15 protein-coding genes and 1 pseudogene are annotated in these 20,684 nt (G+C 56.0%); all 16 read right to left on the bottom strand.

Annotated elements, in window-relative coordinates:
* Nucleotides 1–17 precede the first annotated feature (17 nt).
* The 16 genes and pseudogenes from AH68_RS01080 to AH68_RS01010 all read right to left on the bottom strand — a co-directional run bounded on the left by AH68_RS01080 (nucleotide 18) and on the right by AH68_RS01010 (nucleotide 20,651).
* A complete protein-coding gene (locus tag AH68_RS01080; RefSeq protein WP_039196850.1) occupies nucleotides 18–1,133 on the bottom strand; it encodes a CPBP family intramembrane glutamic endopeptidase in 1,116 nt (371 codons plus the stop codon).
* Nucleotides 1,134–1,263: 130 nt separating this feature from the next.
* Nucleotides 1,264–2,445, bottom strand: coding sequence for an ABC transporter ATP-binding protein (locus AH68_RS01075; RefSeq protein WP_039196849.1), 1,182 nt, complete (start codon nucleotides 2,443–2,445; stop codon nucleotides 1,264–1,266).
* Nucleotides 2,442–3,305 (bottom strand): ABC transporter permease, encoded by an 864-nt coding sequence (locus AH68_RS01070; protein WP_039196842.1) that lies wholly within the window; start codon nucleotides 3,303–3,305, stop codon nucleotides 2,442–2,444. The genes AH68_RS01075 and AH68_RS01070 overlap by 4 nt, the downstream gene beginning before the upstream one ends.
* The gene (locus AH68_RS01065; RefSeq protein ID WP_039199646.1) at nucleotides 3,296–4,249 is read right to left on the bottom strand and encodes an ABC transporter permease; all 954 of its coding nucleotides are present in this window, start codon (nucleotides 4,247–4,249) and stop codon (nucleotides 3,296–3,298) included. Before AH68_RS01065 ends, AH68_RS01070 begins: the two co-directional genes overlap by 10 nt.
* A 219-nt stretch (nucleotides 4,250–4,468) precedes the next feature.
* Nucleotides 4,469–5,632, bottom strand: a complete 1,164-nt coding sequence (locus tag AH68_RS01060; protein ID WP_039199644.1) for an ABC transporter substrate-binding protein — start codon at nucleotides 5,630–5,632, stop codon at nucleotides 4,469–4,471.
* Between the two features lie 254 nt (nucleotides 5,633–5,886).
* Entirely contained in the window at nucleotides 5,887–7,023 is a 1,137-nt protein-coding gene (locus AH68_RS01055; RefSeq protein ID WP_039196840.1) for a D-alanine--D-alanine ligase family protein, read from the bottom strand.
* Nucleotides 7,024–7,508: 485 nt separating this feature from the next.
* Nucleotides 7,509–8,507, bottom strand: a complete 999-nt coding sequence (locus tag AH68_RS01050; RefSeq protein ID WP_039196838.1) for an NAD(P)H-dependent glycerol-3-phosphate dehydrogenase — start codon at nucleotides 8,505–8,507, stop codon at nucleotides 7,509–7,511.
* A 187-nt stretch (nucleotides 8,508–8,694) separates the two neighbouring features.
* Nucleotides 8,695–9,576, bottom strand: coding sequence for a lysophospholipid acyltransferase family protein (locus tag AH68_RS01045; protein WP_039196836.1), 882 nt, complete (start codon nucleotides 9,574–9,576; stop codon nucleotides 8,695–8,697).
* Nucleotides 9,577–9,624: 48 nt separating this feature from the next.
* Entirely contained in the window at nucleotides 9,625–9,837 is a 213-nt protein-coding gene (locus AH68_RS10940) for a hypothetical protein (RefSeq protein WP_236682485.1), read from the bottom strand.
* A 154-nt stretch (nucleotides 9,838–9,991) separates the two neighbouring features.
* Nucleotides 9,992–10,141: pseudogene (locus tag AH68_RS11210) on the bottom strand (HTH domain-containing protein); the annotation flags it as partial.
* A 22-nt stretch (nucleotides 10,142–10,163) separates the two neighbouring features.
* Nucleotides 10,164–11,132 carry a class C sortase gene (locus AH68_RS01035; RefSeq protein ID WP_081995841.1) on the bottom strand — a complete coding sequence of 323 codons (969 nt, stop codon included), beginning with the start codon at nucleotides 11,130–11,132 and terminating at the stop codon, nucleotides 10,164–10,166.
* A gap of 127 nt (nucleotides 11,133–11,259) precedes the next feature.
* Nucleotides 11,260–12,765, bottom strand: a complete 1,506-nt coding sequence (locus AH68_RS01030; protein WP_039196834.1) for an isopeptide-forming domain-containing fimbrial protein — start codon at nucleotides 12,763–12,765, stop codon at nucleotides 11,260–11,262.
* A 100-nt stretch (nucleotides 12,766–12,865) separates the two neighbouring features.
* Nucleotides 12,866–16,201, bottom strand: coding sequence for a SpaA isopeptide-forming pilin-related protein (locus AH68_RS01025; protein ID WP_144245677.1), 3,336 nt, complete (start codon nucleotides 16,199–16,201; stop codon nucleotides 12,866–12,868).
* 487 nt (nucleotides 16,202–16,688) lie between these two features.
* Nucleotides 16,689–17,756 (bottom strand): Fic family protein, encoded by a 1,068-nt coding sequence (locus AH68_RS01020; protein ID WP_039199640.1) that lies wholly within the window; start codon nucleotides 17,754–17,756, stop codon nucleotides 16,689–16,691.
* A 279-nt stretch (nucleotides 17,757–18,035) separates the two neighbouring features.
* Nucleotides 18,036–19,361 (bottom strand): UDP-N-acetylglucosamine 1-carboxyvinyltransferase, encoded by a 1,326-nt coding sequence (gene murA, locus AH68_RS01015; protein ID WP_004220229.1) that lies wholly within the window; start codon nucleotides 19,359–19,361, stop codon nucleotides 18,036–18,038.
* Between the two features lie 96 nt (nucleotides 19,362–19,457).
* Nucleotides 19,458–20,651 (bottom strand): beta/alpha barrel domain-containing protein, encoded by a 1,194-nt coding sequence (locus AH68_RS01010; protein WP_039196826.1) that lies wholly within the window; start codon nucleotides 20,649–20,651, stop codon nucleotides 19,458–19,460.
* Between the last annotated feature and the right edge of the window lie 33 nt (nucleotides 20,652–20,684).

Below are 20,684 nucleotides of genomic sequence, written 5' to 3'. Positions count from 1 at the left end.
ACTTTTTTATACTGAAATTATTGCATCATTAGATTGATTGACGTAATAATAACCGTCACTACAATGTAAGTAACTACACCGACGTTCAGTATTGCCGTGCTCGTGCGAACGCCGCGAGGCAGTTCTTCCGGTGCGGTATAGAATTCAAAATTCTTACGTTCACGAATAAGCAGCACCACACCTGCAATAATCAGACCGAAATACAGCAGCATATAGATGCCGAATATCATCATTCCCGTCGCATTCTGGCCCATCCACTGCATCATGGCTGTTCCGTCGCCGTTTTCCGCACTGGTCAGCACGTTCATCAGACTGTCGATGTCAATGTTCGTCACCACCCATGGCGCGACCACGCCGCCCATGAAGTTGACGAACATGTGCATGACCACCGAATAACGCAGTTTGCTGGTACGCACGTACACATAGCCGAACACAAGACCCAATGCGAATGCGTAGAAGAACTGAAACAGGTTCATGTGCACCAGGCCAAAGAACAGCGCGGAGAACACGATCGCGGTTTTTTCGCCGTATTTGCGCGTGCGGCTGATGAGTTCCTTGCGGAAGATCCATTCTTCGAACAACGGTCCGAGAATCACGAGGAACACCACGTTCCACACGTCGAATTGCATGGCCAGATCGCTCACCGAATTGCTGGCGTTGCCTCCGGAAAGCAGCGACGCCAACATATTGCCGATGAGACTGCCCCCATACATGAGCGGGAAGCACATGATAAGCAGTTTGAAGAATTGGCCCGGCTTCATGTCGAACTTGCGTGTTTCAAGGACCGACGATTTGCCCATGATCAGCACTGCGAGCGGCATGGCCACGAGATACAAAGGGGCATCCGACGCCACATACACCGCCCAATTCGGCAGATTCGTGGTATGCAGTACTTGATAGAACACACCGGAAAGCACCGTTGCAAGCGCATACCAGATCACCACCATCAGGCACATGCCTGCGCCGATGCGGGAGAACACGCTTTTCACGCGCCTGAGCCAAAGTTCATAAGGATTGGCTTGTGGCTGCGGATACTGCGGTTGTTGCTGATATTGGGATGGCTGTTGTGGATTCTGCTGCGGATGCGGTTGTTGCGGCCGCTGCGGATATTGGGGGTACTGCGGAAACGTCATATTTGCCTTTGCGACGACGTGCACGGGGTGCATATACGAAAATGCTGATATCCAGCACCTTAGTACAGGAATACTGAATATCAGCTTACAATCTCATGACCGTCGTCATGAGCGTCCGCAACGAAACAGCTCATACGGCGAGCGCGGCGATCGGACGCGGAGCCACCACCACTTCGGATCCAACCGTCAGACCGGCAGGAAGCTCATTGGCCGGCAGCTGCACGGTGACGGGCAGGTGGCCCACACCTGCGGCAACCGTCAAGTCAACGCGGGCGAGCGCACCGAGGAAGTGCACCATGTCGACGCGACCATGCTCGCCTACCATGTTGCCATCGTTTGCGGCCAGAGTGATCACAAGGTTTTCCGGCCTCACGAGCACGGTGGAGGCGTCGCGCTTGGAGGCTTCGAGCAGAGGCACGCGCTGGCCAAACACCACGGCTTCCTCACCATTCGTGATGCCGGGGAGCCGGTTAGTCAGGCCAATGAAGGTGGCCACGTATTCGCTGGCCGGACGGCGGTACAGCGTCTGCGGGTCGGCGATCTGTTCGATACATCCGTGGTTCATCACGCCGATGCGGTCGGCAACGGTGAGCGCTTCTTCCTGATCGTGGGTCACGAACACGGTGGTGGTGCCGGCTTCGAGCTGGATGCGGCGGATTTCGTCGCGCAGCTGCACACGAACTTTGGCGTCAAGTGCGGAAAGCGGCTCGTCGAGCAGGAGCACTCGGGGGTTCACGGCCAGTGCGCGGGCGAGCGCCACACGCTGCTGCTGACCGCCAGACATCTGCTGCGTGTATTTGCCAGCCTGATCGGCAAGACCTACGAGTTCCAGCTTCTCCATGGCCTGCTTACGGCGTTCCGTCTTGCCCATGCCGCGGATTTCCAACCCGAATTCCACGTTCTGCAGAGCGGTCATGTGTGGGAACAGCGAGTACGCCTGGAACACCATGGCCATGTTTCGCTTGTTGACGGGCACGCCAGTCACATCTTGTCCGCCGACGAGAATACGGCCGGCCTGAATGTCTTCCAAGCCTGCGAGGGAACGCAGCGCGGTGGATTTGCCGCAGCCGGAGCCACCGAGCAGCACGACCATTTCACCAGGATTGATTTCTAGGTTGAAGTTGTCGAGCGCCTTGTTGGTGGCTCCTGGGTAGATTTTGTCTACATTAAGCATTTGCACGCCGCCGCCGCGTTCCGCGGAGTCGTTGAGGACTTCGCGTGCGGCTCGGGTTACGGTTTCGGCGCTCGGATTGGCGTTTACGAACGCTTCCGAAGTGCGTGCGATGGTTGCTTTCTGATCAGCGAGAGTCATGATTCGTTGCTTTCTGTGGATTTACGCAGTGCGTCGGAAATAAGATCGAGGGCTACCAGCAGGATCACGCCGAACAGTAGTGCCAGCAGCGACATGGCGGTGGAGATTTGGGAGTTGGATTGGCCAAGCTGGTAGAGCGCCACCTGCAGGTTCATGCGTCCAAGCAGCGATGCGACGGTGTATTCGCCCAGCACCACGGCGATGGAGATGAACGATGCAGAGAGGATCGACTGCCACAGGTTGGGGATGAGCACACGGAAGAACACGCGCGGCCAGGAGGCTCCGAGCGAGCGGGATGCTTCGCACAGCGTTTTCACGTCAATGGAGTTGAGGCCCACAGCGAGCGCGCGGAATGCAAATGGCATCACCAGAATAACGTACGCGAAGCACAGCCAGATCGGGTTGGTGCTGAGCACGTCGGCGCTTAGCCAACGGTAAATCGGCCCCAGGCCGACTACGAGCACGATGGCGGGGATGGTCAGCGGCAGGGTGGCCACCCATTCGATGGCGCGTTCCAGCTGCTTGGAGCGAATGTGCACGATCACCATGGTGGGTACCATGAGCAGCAGCATGATGACCACAGTCACCACACACAATCCCATGGACGATCCAAGACCGCTCCACAATGTGGACAAGTCAGCACCAAGCGCGCTGCCATCGCCGGTGAAAATCGCAATCCACGGATCCAAACTCCACTTGCCGGAAAGCGGGTGTCGAATGGTGAACACAAACATAGACACCAGTGGCACGAACAGGAACAGCAGCGTGAACGTGAGAATAATCGCCTTGATCACGCGCTGCTTGCGCACGCGGGCGGCACGCAGCTGCGGGGGCATTGCTTCAGTATGATTCACTGCCATTGTCCGGCCTTCTTTTCCACAGCGTGGCTCAGCATCATCACCAGAGCAACCACGATGATCATCGCGAAGGCGAGCACTTGCGCGAATCCCTGCTGATTCGGATCCATTTCGTTGCGCATGGCGCCCTGAATCATAAGCGGCACCAGAATCGAACGCTGTGAGAACAATGCGGCGGCCGTCGCATATGCGGAGAACGCGCTGGCGAACAGCAGCAGCAATGCGGAAATGAAACGCGGAACCAGTATCGGCCCCGCAACGCGCGTCCAATACTGGAATGTGTTACCGCCGAGCGATTCGCAAGCCTCACGCCACTGCGGACGAATCGAATCGACCGCAGGCAGGAAGATGATAATCATCAACGGAATCTGGAAGTAGCAGTAGACCGTGATTAGGCCAGGCAGGGAGCTCAACCAGTTCGGATTGACGGTCAGTCCGGTCAGCTGACGGATCAGCATGGTGCCGACGCCGTTGATACCGATGGTGGCGATGAAGGCGAAAGCGAGCATCACGCCGCCGAACTGTGCGAGCACCGACGAAATGGCACTGACCATGCGGCGCAGCAGTCCGTTCGGTTTGCTGCCAATCACCAGCGCATACGAGGCAACCGCACCCACGACCGCGCCGATGAGTGCGGAGATCACGGAAACGAGAATGGAGGTGGCGAACGCGGCGATGGTGTTCGCTTCGAAGAGTTTGCTGAAGTTGTTGAGGGTAAATCCGCCGTCGACGTCCTGGAATGCGCCGACAATCACGATAACGGTAGGCGCGAGCAGGAAGCAGGCGGTGTAGACGAAGAACGGGATGGTCACGACGAATGTACCGATTTCGCGGCGATGCGTGGCGAAATCGGAGGTTGCGGAGGGGCCGTTTCCTCGCGTTCCGCGGGCTTCGCGTGCGTTACGTCCGCCGATGACTCCCGCTTTGGGGGTGATTGCTGCAGTCATGGTTGCATGCATGCTTTCATACGATTGATATGCGGTGAGATTGCATAGGATTGTGGGATTCCGCTATTGCGCTGGAGACATGCTTCAAGGCCGGTTGTTGCGGCAGAAGACGTCGGGGAACTTGCTTCAGCCCGTCGTATCCGCCGGTCTACCGGCCTTGGATTGCATTATTTTCGATTGCGTTCCAGCTCATTTGCGTTGCTTACGAGCGGTTGCCAATCAGTTGCCGATGGTCTTGTCCCAGTTGTTCTGGAGCCATTCGGTGATGCGAGTGGAATCGTCGTTGGTATAGGTCACTGGATCGCCTTCGATGGTGATGGCGGTCTTCAGGGTGTTCTGGTCAACCGTGCCGTCTTCCTTCATGGAGTCGAGGAGCACCGGGTTGGCGCCACCCTTGAACCATTCGTTCTGAGCGTCGGCGGTGTACAGGTATTCCTCCCACAGGCGTGCTGCGGCCGGGTGCGGAGCGTCCACGTTGATGGCCTGGTTGTAGTAACTGACCACCTGGGCGTTCTTGAAGGTCTTGAACTTCCAGTTCACGCCCTTCTCCTTGAGGCTCTTCTGGTAGGAGGCCTGGTTGTAGCTCCAGTCCATCACCACGCCAGTCTGGCCGGAGTCGATGGTTCCGTCGGTCACGTCAATGGTGGTGAGGTTGCCAGCGTCCTTAAGCTTCTTGCAGTAGTCGAGACCCGGCTGCAGGTCGTTGATGTCGCCACCTGCGAGCTGATTGATCATGAGGTAGCCGTTGAATGCGGCGCCAGCTTCGGCAGGCTTGCCGTTCAGTGCCACGGTGCCCGCGAACTTCGGATCCATCAGATCATCGAGGCTGTTGATGTCGCCGTACTTGTCGGCGTTCCAACCGATCGACATAATGCCGGTATAGTCGGCGTAATACTTGCCGTCGGCATCCTTCACGGAATCCGGGATCTTATCCCAAGCCTGCACCTTGTAGGAGGCGAAGTTGTCGGTGCTGGTGGAGGCCACGGCCAAGCCGAGGTCGAACACGTCGGGAGCAGCGTCGGTGCCCTTGTTGGTCTTGGCTGCGTCCACTTCTTCCTTGGAGGAGGCGTTCGGGTTCAGCTCGTTGATCTTAATGTTCGGATACTTCTTCTTGAAGCCGTTGATAACCTCACCATAGTTGGACCAGTTGTGAGGAAGTGCGATGACGTTGAGCTGGCCTTCCTTTTCGGCGGCGGCAACCAGATCGTCCATCGTACCGAAATCAGCCAAGGAAGTAGCCTTTGCAGACTTTTCATCAACCTTCACAGCCTTGCCGGAAGTGGAATCAGCGGAGGAATCCGTGCTGTCCGATCCGCAGGCGGCCATGGAGAAAGCCAGAACGGCCGCAAGGGAGCCGGCGGCCAGTTTGCGCAGAGAAATCATGGACATCAATATCTTTCTTATGCCTTGTTCATAACAACAAGAAAGAAGATAAGCCCTCAAATCAGCGTAATACTGACCTTACAGTAAATATGCAGTTTATTTTGAATCGGAAAAACTAAATTTTTCTAAACTGCAGGTAAATTGGCGAAATATGTCAACTGGCACCAACGCAGTGTCAGCATTGATGCCAGTCTCATGCAAATCGAATCAGCCTAAAGCGGGCCAATATAAATCAAGCAACCACACAATCGAAATCAGCGCAGCACGCCTTCGATCAGCGTGGTGATCAGGTCGGTGTAGCTCACGCCGGTCGCCTCCCATGCCTTGGGATACATGGAAATCGGGGTGAAGCCCGGCATGGTGTTGATTTCGTTGACCATCACTTCGCCGTCGGCCGTCACGAAGGTGTCGACACGGCTCAGGCCGGCGCCGTCGACTGCGATGAACGCTTTTTTGGCGGTTTCGCGCACGCGGTTCAGAGTTTCTTCCGGCAGGCTTGCGGGCACTTCCACATGGCTTGCGTCGGAGTTCATGTACTTGCTGTCGAAATCATAGAACTGGTCGTCGCCTTCGGCACGCTTGTCAAGCACGATTTCGCCCGGCCAGCTGGCCTGCGGAGCCTCGCCGGCCTTCGGGCAGAGCACGGCGCATTCGATTTCGCGCGCGTCGACGCCCTGTTCCACGAGCACACGCCAATCATGGTGGGACGCTTCGAACACTGCGGCGGCAAGCTCGGCCGCATTGCCCTCATGTTCGACCTTGGTCACGCCGAAGCTGGAACCGGCGCGGGACGGCTTCACGAACAGCGGGTACTGCAATCCGGCCTGCTGCACCGCGGCAAGCATCTCGTCCGCCTCGGTGGCGAATTCGGAAGCGGCATCATAATTACGCACATCCAACGTGATGCCTGGAGCCACGGGAATACCGGCCGCAGCCAGCAATACCTTCGTATAATGTTTGTCCATGCAGGCGGCGGAAGCGAGCACACCGCAGCCAACATACGGCACGTTCATCATTTCGAACAGGCCCTGAATCGTGCCATCCTCACCGTACGGACCATGCAATACCGGAAGCACGGCGTCCACGTGGCCAAGCGAAGTCAGCGTGCCGTCGTCTTCACGAGCGAAGAAACCATCCTGGCCGAGTGCCACCTCCAGCACCACATCTTTGGAGGAATCCGTCTTCTCCACCGTCGGCAGACCTTCGCTCATGTTCCACTTGCGTGGATCCTCGCCGTCCACAATCCACTCGCCGTTCTTGGTGATTCCCACCTCAATGGCTTCGAACTTGTCAGTATCCAACGCGCGCAGCACGCCCGCCGCAGAGATGCAGGAAATCGAATGCTCGTCGGCTTTGCCGCCATACATCACTACAATGCGCTGTTTTGCCATCTTTGTCTTATGCTCCATAAGTTGGTCCGTTGAACGCACACGCGCCCAATACCGTCTGCCAATACTGTCTGTACTGTCTGTCTTCGTAATATCGCGCCGGTTCGCACTTCTGTTCGCCCGCGATACCACGCATTCGTAATATCGCAGTTCAGTATACAAACCGCACCCCACAGCCACACGCGACGAATCATGATTACACACGCCCGTCACTCATGTCCTATTTTCATGAATCATAGAATACGGAATCAAACGTTGGAATGATGCGATTGCAGCCTGAAAAACCGAGCTTAAGCGCTTTGTCTAATCACGATTATACTAATTACGATTAGACTATTTTTATACAGATTTACTATTATTGCCGAATATATGGCGATTGACGATTGGTAAATTCCGATTGACGTTTTACGCAATCGCATGTCTCGAAAAAATAAAAAGACCGCACCTGAAAGTGCGGTCTTATTTGCAATTGCGATGTTGCGGAAAGATTATTCTTCGCTGATGCCTTCGCCGAAAAGTTCGGACAGCATTTGCGCGCAGGAGATGCCGTCGGAAAGCACGTGGCTCATGGCGGTGGCAAGCGGCGTGGGCACGCCATACTGCTTGCCGAGCGCCACTACCGCATCGGCGGTCGGCACGCCTTCGGCCACGCCGTTGCTCACCTTGGTGGCTTCCTCAACGCTCAGGCCCTTGCCCAGGTTGGAACCGAACGTGTAGTTGCGGCTCAACGGGGATCCGCAGGTGGCGATCAGGTCGCCCACGCCAGCCAAACCGGCGAATGTCTTCGGATCGGCGCCTGCTGCCTCGCCCAAGGCGGTCAGCTCGGCCAGGCCGCGGGTTTCGATCATGGCAGCGGTGTTTTCGCCGTAGCCGGCACCGCGGGCCATGCCCACGGCCAGCGCGACCACATTCTTCAGCGATCCGCACATTTCCAAGCCGATCACGTCGCGGGTTACGAACGCACGGAAATAGTCGGTGGTGCAAGCGGCTGCGATCTTGCGCGCATTGTCGAGATTTTCGCAGGCGACCACGGTTGCGGCCGGCTCGCGGTCGGCGATCTGCTTGCTCAGGTTCGGTCCGGAAATTGCGGCGAAGCGGTCGGCCGGCAGGTCGAGAGTTTCCATAACGACTTCATCCATGCGCTTGCCGGTGGTGCGTTCGATGCCTTTCATCAGCGAGGCGACAAGTGCGGTTTCGGGAATCAGACCCTTGAATTCGGCGAGCGCGACGCGGGCGAACTGTGCGGCGATGGCCACGATCACAATGTCGGCGTTGGCTACGGCTTCGGCACGGTCGCCAGTGGCGGTCATGTTGCTTGGCAGCACTTTCACGCTGGGCAGGCGAACACCGTTGTGATGGTGGTCGCGAATGCCTTCCACGATCTCCGGTTCGATGGCCCACATGGTCACATTGTTGCCTGCATCGGCAAGCACCTGACCGAAAGCGGTTCCCCAAGCTCCTGCGCCCAGTACCGTCACGTTCGTCATATTTGCTCCTTGCATTACTCCGGGCATCATTCATAGCCGGAGTCTTGGCTCAAAAATTGCTTTTCCTATGCTACCGCCGGCTGCGCACACCGCGATGCGTACTGCAATACGCGCCATACGTATGCGCAATCGGCTGGCAGTATTTCGATTACTTCATTTCAGCAATCGCATATTCGGCCTTTTCGATTCAGTCCTTCACTCGGCTCATCGTGCGATAATCCCAATATCCGTCGGGGGCTTGTTCGCCGCGGATTTCGGCCATGACTTCGGTCATGCGCACGCGGATGCGTCGGGTGAGTTCGTTGGCGAGATCTTCCGGCACTTCCTCACCCCAGGAATCGCGATCGGCGAGCAGATCCGCATAATCAAGCGCTTCGTCGTAGCACATGACCACGTTTTTACGCGGCCACGGCCACCAATGGTTGATACTTGCCGCACCCCACGTTACCGCGCAATATAGCGGAATCTGGTAGCCAAGTCGGCGTGAGGCCTCAAGTGCGATCATGCCCACGCCGTTTTTCATGCTCATCGGCCATTTCTGCGGGTCTCGCGTCACCGTGCCTTCCGGCCATACGGTTAGGGGTCGACCGGAGGTGAGGATTTCTATGGAGGTTTCCTCGATGGCTTTGGCTTTGCCGGAACGACGCTGCACCGGCTGCATACCGACCAGCTGGAACCATTTGCCGATCAGCGGCCATTTGGCCATTTCCGCCTTGGCCATGTAGCGTGGGCGGCGGCCTTGGTGGAACAGTGAGACCATCGGCACGAACACGTCATACATGGTCACATGGGTTGCTGCGGTGATGAACGGACCGGTTTCCGGCACATGCTCCAGCCCCCATGCGCGCACTTTACTGCGATTGCGCAGCACCACGTCACAGCCGGTCAGCAGGCGATGCGTGGCTTTAGGGTTCTGCGCTTCGATTTCCGCGGTGTTGGCTTTGCGAGGACCGGTCGGAAAATCATGGGTCGGGTCTACAAGATGATGCTTCTGCGCGAGTTTTGCGACTTGCTCGTCGCTCAGCGGCTTCACTGCGGAGCGCGGCGACGGTTTTCCTTTGGATGCCATGGTCTCATTGTGCCACCGGCCGCCGATACGTATGGAACCGTATCGGCATCAGTTTTCGTTCATAGCATCAAGCCGATGCTGCAGCTCGTCGATCTTCTCCTGCAGCATCGCGATTTGTCGTACTTGCTGGTAGATGATCAAGTCGCGCACGTCGAACATCTTTCGTCCGTTTTTGCTGGTGCCGATAGCCATGAACGCCGCATTGGCGATGTTGTAATTTTCCAGCAGGGTCTTGGCTTTGGAAGCCCCCCCCCACCGCATCTATGTTCGACTTTTCATCATCCGGGCCTTCGGTTTTCTCCCTGGCTGCCTCACCTACAATGGATCTGGTGCTTTTCCATCGGGAGACACATCTCTCGATGCGCTTGCTACCAATCAAGGACGGTTCCAGACCGGCTTCGCGGAAAATCCTGCGAGCCGGTTCGCCTTTTAGATAACGGCGTACGCATTCCACTTTGAACCAGTGTGCATAGGTGATACGCGACGCACTCACCTCTTTCACCGCAGGAAGCGACCGTAAATACGCGGCTTCTTCAAGTGTGAACGTTTTTTGCCTAACCACCATCCAATCCCCTTAAATTACCTGTTCATTCATGTCGTTTTCCCGCATGCCTGTGTTGTCCTCCGTTCACCTTATCCGTTATTGCGTTCTCACCAACGGCCATGCCGTTCTTCTCCATGAAATAGCCGCGCGTAATAGTTACGAGCCACCAGATGATGGCGGTGATTACCAGCGCTACAGAGGTGATGATCACCGCACTCATCAGTCTGATGCGGGCATCATAGTCGGTGTTGTCGGCGGTTTTCGGGTTCGGGATGCGGTGGCCTCGCACCAACAGCCGGTGCGTGTTCACGCCGTATGGTGTGCAGGTGACGAGGGTCGCGTAGTCCTTGCCAGATTCGATGTTGAGTTGCGAGAGGTCTTTTGGCAGGACCGTTGTGATGTGGTCCACTTGGTACGTGTAGGTCTGGTCGAGCACGTGGAAGGCGAAGGTGTCGCCTTTTTTGAGCTTGTCCAAGCCGGTGAAGAGTTTGGCGCTTGGCAGTCCGGTGTGTCCGGAGACGACCGCATGCGTGTCCGGGCCGCCTACCGGCAGTGAGCTTCCGGCGATGTGTCCGGTGGCGATCTGCAGAATGCCTTCGTCTGTGCCGTGGTAGATCGGCAGTCTCACTTTGATGCTGGGTATGGTCACGTAGCCCATCACGCCCGAACCGTTGACGTCGAGTGTGCTGTCGTAGCGCAGTTTCTCGTCTGCGGTCATGACCCAACGGTCGTTTTCGTTCTCGGTTTTGCTCAGTAACGCGAGCTTTGCGAGCAATGTGTTGTATTGCCGCGCTTGCGCGAGCATCGCCTTGCGTTCCTGTTTGGAATAGTCCTTGGCTTGGGCAACATAGGAGGCCACGGCTTTTGACTGGTGCAGTTGGTTCCACCAGTTGGCTATGGTCGGATATGAGAGCAGGCACAATCCGGCCACCAGAACCGTCCCGAAGAACAGGGATGCGATTCTGGAGCCGATGTTGGCTTTGGGTTTGACCGTTTTATGCCGACTCATCATATACCTTGCGATTAATGCTGCGGTCGTTGCGTTGTCACGTTGCCGACGGCTGTGGGGCGATCCGGATGTTTCGGATCGCCCCACAGCCGTTCTTGCCACTTTCAGTGGCCGAATGTAGATCGGCGGGTCAGCGGGTGCACTTCTTTTTGAGGGTGAAGTATGCGCCAGCCGCGACTACCAGGGCCGCGCCCGCCACGTACAGCACGATGGTGCCCATGCCGCCGGTCTCCGGCAGCGAGGAGCCCGGCTTGTTGACCACGTTGGTGGTCAGGGAGCCCTCGGACTTGTTAGCGGTGAAGTGGATCTCGCCGGAAGCCACGTCGCCGCTCAGTTCGGTCAGGACGTCCGCACGATCTTTGGTGGTCCATTCGATGTCATGCTCAGCGGTCACGGTGAAGGTGATTGGCTGGATGGTGTTGTAGCCGGCCGGAGTCTTGGTCTCGGACAGCTTGTAATCGCCATCATCAAGACCCTTGAATTCGAACGAGGTCGGCTTATTCGAATCAGTGACGTCAGGAGCGAAGTCTTTCACGGTCTGATAGGTGCCATTGGACTGCTTCTTTTCAAGCTTGAAGGCGGCACCTTCGAGCGGCTGCTGGCCCTTGTTGACCTTGTTCACAACGACCTTGTAGGTGAAGACGATGACGTTGTCCCATGGGGTGTTGCCAGTCGGACCGTTCTCGCCGCCTTGGGAGTCGTTCGGGTTGTTGGAGAACTGCAGCTTGGCCTTGTTGACATTGCCCTGCTGGCCAAGGTTGGCATGCTCGTTCAGCGTGGAGGTGTATTCGACGCGGATCTTGGAACCAGCCTTGACAGCCTTGATGGTCTTCAGATCGGCGAACTTGACCTCGAAGGTGCAGCCATCGGTCAAGCCGTCAGTCACAAGTTGGTAGCCCTCAGTGATTTCAGTATCGTCAACGTAGACCTTGACGGAGTCTTTGTTGAAGGTCAGGCCCGGTTCCTCGACATCGTGGAAGGCGAAGTAGTACTTGGTGTAGTCGGCGTAGTTGGAGGCGACGGTTCCCTCAAGCTTGAACGGGACCGCATCACCGAAGTCGTAATCGGCGGAGTCCTGCCAGCCAGTAGTGGTGCCTTCAGTGTCGTTCTTGTCTTTCAGCTTCTTCTCGAAGGACGGAACGTCGGACTTTGGCTTGATGGTCACGTCGCCTGCGACAGTCACGATGTAGGTGGTGGCGGTCTGACCGTTGGGAATGGTGCCCGCCTTGTCTTTGATCAGGTAGTAGCCTGCCGGCACTTGGGCGGAAGCGTTGGTATCGGTGATGGTCGTGGTCGGCTGAGCATTAGTCTTGAGGTATTGTGCGATGCTGTTCGCGGTCGCTTGGGCGTTGTTGTCCTCCGATTTGGAGGCCAGATCAGTGATTGCTTTCAGTTCCTCATCAGTGACGGCGGTACCGTTCTTTGCGGTGGCGGAACCCCACTTGATGTTGGACAGCTTGCCGTTGGTCAGTTCGCAGGTGAAGATCTGGTAGACCTCATAGGTGTGGCCGTTGGACGGTCCGGTGATGGTGTTGGTGGCTTCGGCCGCAAGCGCGGAGCCCGCGCCCACGAAACCGGCAACTGCCATGGCCACGGTGGCGAACACCGCAACGAGGGCGTTGATTGCCTTCTTCATTATTGTTTCCCCCCTGTCTGTTGGGATAGTTCTTCATTTTCGGTACGGTCATTAGGCTGGATGTCTAACGGCCACAAAAGTCTTGCCGCGTTGGAATGGCTTACCGACGCGTGAACGTCATACGTTTGGCGTTCTTGCGGGTTTCGGCCAGGCCGAAGCTTGCGACCAGCACGGTCAGTGCTCCGCCCGCTACGAACCAGCCGTCACCGCTTCCACCGGCCGACGGCAGTGATGCCTTGCTTCTACTGTTCAGAATGAAGTCCGTATATCCACTGTTGTGAATCGCGTCCACTGGGAACGTGTCCGGCTTGGACAATGGGAATTGGGCTTCGGCATTCTTGTCGCGCAGCATGAAGTAATGTTCCGCAGCCGTTCCGATCGGGGTGTCATAACCGTCTGGGGCTTGGGTTTCCACAAGCTTGTATGCCATATTGAACCGGACGTTCGCTCCGGAGGAGTTGCAGGCCGTTCTTTGATTTTCCGGACATGATGTCGTTTCCGTTGTGCTCGCCGAGAACGCCAATTGTCCGTTTTTCCCGGTTTTCAGCCCGCTGCATAGTCTGTCCCATTGCGTGTCGTTCCATTGGTACAGGTCGAATATGGCGCCCTGCAATGTTTTGGTCGGATCATTCGAATCGGCTTTGGTGAACGTCAGTTTGCTGATGGTCGCGTCACCATGGGAGGATGCGACTTTGACGCTGGTGCCGTTTACTCCACTGGTTTTGCCATGCAATGACGCATTGTTGGATACTGTGACCCACGTGTTGGCGTCGCCGACCGCCTTATACGAGTATTCGACTACCAGTGCGGTGGAGTCCGGTATGGTCAGCTTTAACTTGTTGATGCGCGTGTTCCCGTCCGAGGAGCCGGATGGGGTTACCGTATAGCCGTTTTTCGGCAGTTCGGTTCCTTTGGTGCCAGTCTCGGCATTGTAATGGTAGACTTTCACCTCATTGAGGCTGAACTCGACGGGCTGATTTCCGTTGTACGGGTAGGAAAGGCTGTCTTCCAAGGTAATGGTGTCGGAGTTCTTGTCCAGGTCCAACGCATTCGGATTAACCACGATGGAGTACGGCACCAGATTGCTGTTGTCGTTCGGATTGTAGGACGTGGCCTTGTGGATCACGTTCCACTCGTCGTCCTTGGTGATTTTCTGCGATTGACTTTTCTCGCCCCAGTCCTTACCGCTGGCATCGTTCAACTTAGCGGTGTTCTTGAACGCCGTAGCCGTCTTGCCGAGTTCTGAGGCGTCATCGATGGTTGCGTGGACGTCCAATCTAATGCTTATTTTCTGCGAATCATAATAAGTGACTGTGCGCAGTTTTTTCATGAGTTCTCCGGGCACCGTGATGGCGAAGGTCCCATTGTTGTTCTGTGTGACGCTAATGTTGCCGGATTCGGTATCTGGATGTTTAGTCCACGAGCATGAGCTTTGGACCGTATTACCGACTGCGGGAATGTTCAGATTCGTATTGCACACGCTGCTGCCGCCATTAATGCTGATACTCAGTCCGTTGGCATTGTGAAGCGTCACACCTGCGGGCATCTGTTCCGTAATCGTCAGATCGGTGTAACCGTTCGTACCGGTGACGTTCTCGGCTTGATCGACCTGAATCTGCCAGTGCATGACCGGCTTGCCGTCAATCTGCTCCATCGAGTTCAGGTCGTTGTATTCGTGCGTGGAATCGGCGTCCATATTGGTTTTGGCATCGACCTTCTTGAGCGTCCACTTCAGATTGCTTGGAGTGTATTTGACACTGTCGGACTTAGTGAATCCACTGGTGTTCACCGTGTTCGAATAGTCCTGTTCACCGTTCCAGGTCTCTCTGATCTCGCCGGTGGCGTTGTAGGAGAACTTAACGTTGTGGCCGACGGTCAAGGCGTCCGGTGAGGTGATGGTGAAGCCGATGACCTTCTTCTGATCCCAAGTTTTGTTGAAGACGATGCTCGGCGCACGGAAACCGGCTTTCCGGAATGCGTTCTTGATTGCAGTTTCCAGCTCGGAGCATTGGGAAGCGTCAAAATACTGGTTGTCCGACAATCTATCGGTATAGGACCATCCGGCCGGCAATGCTTCAGCCGCGTTTTCCGGCGCAATGGTCACGGCCCATGGCACGGTGACGGTCTTGCCGTCAGTGGATGGGGTCACGGTGCCGTGGGTCTTGTGCAACGGGTTGAACGCTCCCGGGGCCACACCCTTGTCTCCAGTGTTGACAGAATTGCCACCGTTTGGCGGGGCCAGTTCGGCCCTATTCTTCACCATGGTCGCGCCGATGCCGTTGTTCGGTCTGGTGGTGTAGGTGAACGTGTACGTCGTTTTCTCGTCATTCGCTCTGAAAACGATTGGGAATGAGGCGAACGAAGTCTGGCCGTTCACTGGCTTGTCGGATGTGATGGTTCCGACAAGGGTTCCGCCGGTGACCTGATCTTTCAGTGTCCAACCGTTCAGATTGTCCAGCTTGGACACGTCGACCGTGACGGTCCAGGTGGCAGTGCCGTTCTCATTCAGCACGCCCTCTTTTTTGTTTATCGTGGGTTTCTTGTCCCAGGAAACGTCACCGGACACAGTCTTGTCGATGGTGTTGCCATTCTTGTCTGTGGCTTTGACGGTCACATCGTTCTTCTGGTAGGTGGTTTCGCCATTCTTTACGTCCACCTTGCTGGTGTAGATGATGGTGTAGGTGCCGTTCTCGTTCAGCGCAGGGCAGGACATGGCGAACCCACTGCCCGAGGGGTTGGATGTGCAGTTGCCGCCTGATACTTGGATGGAGTTCAGGTCGATTGTTCCCAAAGATGGCACATCGGTAATGTTGATGTTCTCGCCTGGTTTGGTGCCGGAATTACTGTGTACCGTTACGGTCCAGCTCACGGTTCCGTCTGCGGATGGTTCGGCATGGGTCTTCTGCACCGTTAGGTCGCCTCTGTGGTTGACCTTGATGGTTTGTTTATTGCCGTCACCGAAATCGAACTCGTTTTTGCCTGTGTTTTCGACATGACTGCCGTCGGATTCGAAATTAAACGTTCCGTTGGTGATCGGATGGTCGACGTTCTCCTTGGCCGTCTCCTCATCGAAGACAATATAGATCTTGTCTCCTTCGAAATAGTATTTCGCTCCGATTGACGGAAAGGTGCCCGGATGGTCCTTGGTGGCGTCCGAAGAGGTAATGCCGACCGGCGAATCGTATACGAACGTGCGTGACGCCTCGTCCGTTCCAAGCGTGCCTTTCGGAATTTCGAAGTTGAACGTTACCTTGAGACGTTCGTTTTCTTCTAATGTTCCATTGAGATCGGTCCAGTCTTCACTACCTTGTGGAGCCTTCTTCAATGTCACGGAATGAACGTATTGGTTCAGGCTATGCTGGGAGCCATCAGCATGAGCATTGCCAGCGGCCACTCCACCAACCATCACCATCGCCAGTAGCGTGGCGAAAGTCACGAAGGTCACCATGGTTTTACGCCAGACATGGCTCCGCCCGATTTTTTTGAAACCATCCCTCATGAAAATTACCCCAGCTTCAAAGGTGTTCTCAATTACTTCGACGACAAGATAACAGCAACAACAACGGAACCCCCCCCCCCCCCCAGATTATGTATAATCACCCGTTATGCAATGGAATTGCGTATTTCCAACGGTTTTCACACGCCCGTCGTATGGGGAAAAACCTGTAAAGTTGATTCAGGACTCAAAAGAAAACATCATTTCAATTGTTTCATTTTTCAGAAAAACATCAGATTTATTGCAAAATGTTTCATTGTTTCTTGTCTCATTTTCTTATCAAATGATGCAGAAAAAGAAATCATGAGGCAGCAAGATCAAAACACAAGAAGACTTCGCACATCCACAGCAATCGCCGGCAAAAACAGAACCGACACCCGCGTAAGGCGAGTGCCGGCGAAAAGTCAGACAAAAATCGTACAAAAAATCAGCTCTTTATCGCATCATGCCGCACCACATATCCAGTCGATCGGCCACTGCCCACTTTTTCGATGCGTCCTTGGGCAAGCATGTTCGCAAGCGTCCGTTCGATAGTGGTCATGCTGACATCCGGGCATTCCTCATGAATCATGCTCTTCGTAACCTTGCCAAGCCTACGGTCGAACACATCCGCGACACGCTGCGCTTTGGTACGACGGTTGCCGCCGGCCACCGATTCCACCCGATTGGCGAAATCGCGATAAGCCGCCAAAACAATACCCAACATGAACCGCACGAACGGCGCCTCATCATTGCCGTCGCCATCCCAGCCAACGGAGCTTGCGGCGAGCGCTTCGTAATACAACGTTTTGTTATCCTCAATCAGCCGTTCAACACTCACATACGCTCCGACTTGGTACCCCAACCGCTCCAAAAGCAGTACTGTAAGCAGCCTGCTCATGCGTCCATTGCCGTCGTTGAACGGATGGATGCAGAGGAAATCGAACACGAATCTGTATACGGTCAGCAATGGATCGCCATCCCCTTGCGCAAGCCCCTCGCGCAGCGCGGCACATAGGTTTTCCATGGCCTCAGGTGTGGCAATCGCAGGCGTGGGAACGAAACGTGTCACCCGATTGCCGCCCGCATCAAAACCGACTATCTCGTTATCTGTATCCTTCCAGTGACCACCGTAGGAAAACGAGGTGTGCCGCATAAGATCGCGGTGCAATTGCAGGATGGTGTTAGCGGTGATGTCGATATAGTCGTGCTGTTCATGAATCAACGACAAAACGTCGCGGTATCCGGCGATCTCCTGCTCGTCGCGACCGTGGGGTTCCGTGGCGTGCAGCACGATTCCTTCCAACCTTGGACGGGTGGTGACGATGCCTTCGATGCGGTTCGACGCACCGACGCTTTCCACGCGCGCCACGTCAAGCAGGGAACGCAGCACCTCAGGCCGGGCCGTCATCCACAGAGTCTGCCGACCTTTGCATTCACGCAGTTCCAGCAACAATCCGGTGATGTCTGCGGACAACAGGGTGGACGGTGTCTTCAAATAGTCGAACGTATGCATCATTCCACCTTCTTTTCTACCGCATACCGCATTTTTCTGCATCATTTTACCATCGAATGATGCAGAAAAGACGGGCGATGAGGCAGCAAACGGAATGCGCGGAAGGCACGGAAAGCACGTTTGCGATTACGGCAGCGGCAATCGCGAATAAAGAAAAACCGGCACCCGCGTAAGGCGAGTGCCGGCGAAAGGCGGTATGGACGTTCGACACGACCGTTCAATCGCAAATCATCAGCCACGACTGGTCAGCCGCAACCAATCCTGACCGATCACGGCGAATCAGTCGAAATCTGCGCCGAGAGCTTCGAGCTTGCCACGGAAATCGGCATAACCGCGGTCAATCAGAGAAATGCCCTGCACGTTGGACGGACCCTTTGCCGCCAACGCGGCAATCAGATGGCTGAAGCCGCCACGCAGATCCGGCACGTCAATATCGCGGCCGGTCAGCGGAGTCGGTCCGAAAATAACCGCGGAATGCTTGTAATTGCGCTGCTGGAAACGGCATGGCAGCGATCCGAGGCATTCGCGATACAGCTGAATCGTGGCACCCATCTGCACCAGTGGCTTCGTGAAACCGAAACGATTCTCATACACCGTTTCGTGCACGATCGACAGGCCCTTCGCCTGCGTCAACGCCACCACCAGCGGCTGCTGCCAGTCGGTCATGAAGCCCGGATGCACGTCGGTTTCGATCGCGACCGGCTTCAAATCGCCGCCCGGATGCCAGAAACGAATGCCGTTATCAGTAATGTCGAACTCACCACCAATCTTGCGGAACACGTTCAGGAACGTCATCATTTCAGGCTGCGTAGCGCCCTTGACGAAAATGTCACCATGCGTAGCCAATGCCGCGGAAGCCCAAGAAGCGGCCTCGATGCGGTCGGTCAGCGAAGTGTGCGTGTAACCCTTCAGTTCCTTCACGCCCTCGATGCGGAACGTACGATCCACATCCACGGAAATAATCGCGCCCATCTTCTGCAGCACGCACACCAAATCCATGATTTCAGGTTCGGTGGCAGCGCCGGAAAGTTCCGTCTTGCCTTCCGCAAGCACTGCGGCAAGCAGCGTCTGCTCGGTAGCGCCCACCGACGGGTACGGCAGATGAATCTTCGCGCCATGCAAGCCGTTCGGAGCGGTGATATGAATGCCGTCCTTATGTTCCTTATCGACGTTGGCACCCAACTTGCGCAACGTTTCCAAATGGAAATCGATCGGACGACCGCCGATATTGCATCCGCCGAGAGCCGGAATGAACGCCTCACCCAAACGGTGCAGCAGCGGGCCGGAGAACAGGATCGGAATGCGCGACGAGCCGGACAGCGTATCCACGTCGGCCACATCAGCAAGCTGCACATTCGTGGCATCAATCGTGACCACGCCGTGATCGCCATCCACCGTAACGTCCACGCCATGCAGGCGCAGCAGATCGGAGACCACATGCACGTCGCGAATCTCCGGAACATTCTTCAACACGGACGTGCCCGGGGCGAGCAGCGCCGCCACCATGGCCTTGCTCACGAAGTTCTTCGCGCCACGCACCTTGATGGTGCCGTTCAGCGGCTTGCCACCTTCGACGTGCAGAATGTCGTTGTTATTGTCAGACACGCTCAACCTCTTTCGACCCGCTATTGGATCAAATTTAAAGAAACACTGCCTTTCAGTTTGCCATAAGGCATGTAGCATATTCGCGGAAAACGGAATTCAGCGCAGTGTCTCCTTAATTTCGCGCGCAAGATTCGCGTCCCACATGGCACCCGTGGCACTCATTACCGCGTTTGCACCAGCCTCACGGTACGACTTGTAATCTTCCGGACGAATCACACCGCCCACGCCGACGATTGCAAAATCAAGACCCAACTTCTCGCGAATCGCACTCAAACGACCAACCATATCGAGACCTGCGCCACGAATCGCATTGCCGCACACGCCAGAACGGTCACGGCCCGCGCCAGGCAACGCCTGACTGCCGTTCGCATCCACCAGTTTTGCGGAAATCGTGTTGATTGTGGAAAATCCCTGCACCGCACCATGGCCTACAGTTTCCTTCACCATGATCTCCAGATCGGCATCATTCGGAATGTATGCGAGCTTCACGATTAGCGGACGATCGCCGATTTCGTTCTTCACCGCTTCCGTAATCTCACCGACCAAATGCGGATCATGGCACAACAGACGATTATGCCCCTCATTCGGGCAGCTGGTGTTCATTTCCATCAGGCCAGCGCCAGTTTCGGCAACCAAATGCGCGGTGGTGACATGATCGGCAATGTACGCCTCGCGATCCATGCCTTCGACGCGGGATCCCTGAAAGCTCGGCACCAGCAGCTGGCCATCGCCGGCCGCCGCGATCGCCTTTTGCATATCCGGCTGCCACTCGTCCGGATCGCGGGAGGGAACGCCGAAACTGTTGGAAATTGAAATCGGAAGCTCATAGCGGGTGTCGGCAAGCACACCCTCGTCAAGTTCGGCACTGCCGGGAACCAGCGAACCGTCAGCATTCCTCGGATGCACGGCAAGCACGTTCGGGAACGCATTGCAACCCCATGCGCGGGAGCGAACCGTCTTATACACGGCCAAATCGAAACCCATACGGAAGGCAGCCGTAGTGAAACGCTCGTTCAGCAGCGGACCTGCCGGAATTCCGAACGGCAGATTCACGCGAAAACCAAGGAATTCCTGAGCTTGAGCCTGAACAACATGGGCAGCCTGATTAGTCTGAGCAGCATGATCTTCACTGGAGGAATTGGACGCAGCCGCAGCAACAGGAGCGAACAAATCTGCAGAATCAGACGAATCAGCCTTCAACACTTCGGCAAACGCGCCGAACGGCCCTTGCAAATAGTTATCTTCATACGTGCGATTGACATCATAAAACGGCGCGAAACCCTGACTCATATTTCTCTCCGAAAGCTACGAAAGCGCGAAACA

Origin of the sequence: Bifidobacterium catenulatum PV20-2 (assembly GCF_000800455.1) — a bacterium.
GTDB lineage: Bacteria > Actinomycetota > Actinomycetes > Actinomycetales > Bifidobacteriaceae > Bifidobacterium > Bifidobacterium kashiwanohense_A.
This window is presented reverse-complemented; position numbering and strand designations above follow the sequence as displayed.

Bases quoted from the DNA above. Each gene is read 5' to 3' on its own strand.
- AH68_RS01050 (WP_039196838.1), bottom strand. From the start codon at position 8,507: ATGACGAACGTGACGGTACTGGGCGCAGGAGCTTGGGGAACCGCTTTC.
- AH68_RS01035 (WP_081995841.1), bottom strand. From the start codon at position 11,132: ATGATGAGTCGGCATAAAACGGTCAAACCCAAAGCCAACATCGGCTCC.
- AH68_RS01055 (WP_039196840.1), bottom strand. From the start codon at position 7,023: ATGGCAAAACAGCGCATTGTAGTGATGTATGGCGGCAAAGCCGACGAG.
- AH68_RS01020 (WP_039199640.1), bottom strand. From the start codon at position 17,756: ATGCATACGTTCGACTATTTGAAGACACCGTCCACCCTGTTGTCCGCA.
- AH68_RS01030 (WP_039196834.1), bottom strand. From the start codon at position 12,765: ATGAAGAAGGCAATCAACGCCCTCGTTGCGGTGTTCGCCACCGTGGCC.
- AH68_RS01065 (WP_039199646.1), bottom strand. From the start codon at position 4,249: ATGACTGCAGCAATCACCCCCAAAGCGGGAGTCATCGGCGGACGTAAC.
- AH68_RS01080 (WP_039196850.1), bottom strand. From the start codon at position 1,133: ATGACGTTTCCGCAGTACCCCCAATATCCGCAGCGGCCGCAACAACCG.
- AH68_RS10940 (WP_236682485.1), bottom strand. From the start codon at position 9,837: ATGCGGTGGGGGGGGGCTTCCAAAGCCAAGACCCTGCTGGAAAATTAC.
- AH68_RS01010 (WP_039196826.1), bottom strand. From the start codon at position 20,651: ATGAGTCAGGGTTTCGCGCCGTTTTATGATGTCAATCGCACGTATGAA.
- AH68_RS01045 (WP_039196836.1), bottom strand. From the start codon at position 9,576: ATGGCATCCAAAGGAAAACCGTCGCCGCGCTCCGCAGTGAAGCCGCTG.
- AH68_RS01075 (WP_039196849.1), bottom strand. From the start codon at position 2,445: ATGACTCTCGCTGATCAGAAAGCAACCATCGCACGCACTTCGGAAGCG.
- AH68_RS01060 (WP_039199644.1), bottom strand. From the start codon at position 5,632: ATGATTTCTCTGCGCAAACTGGCCGCCGGCTCCCTTGCGGCCGTTCTG.
- AH68_RS01070 (WP_039196842.1), bottom strand. From the start codon at position 3,305: ATGGCAGTGAATCATACTGAAGCAATGCCCCCGCAGCTGCGTGCCGCC.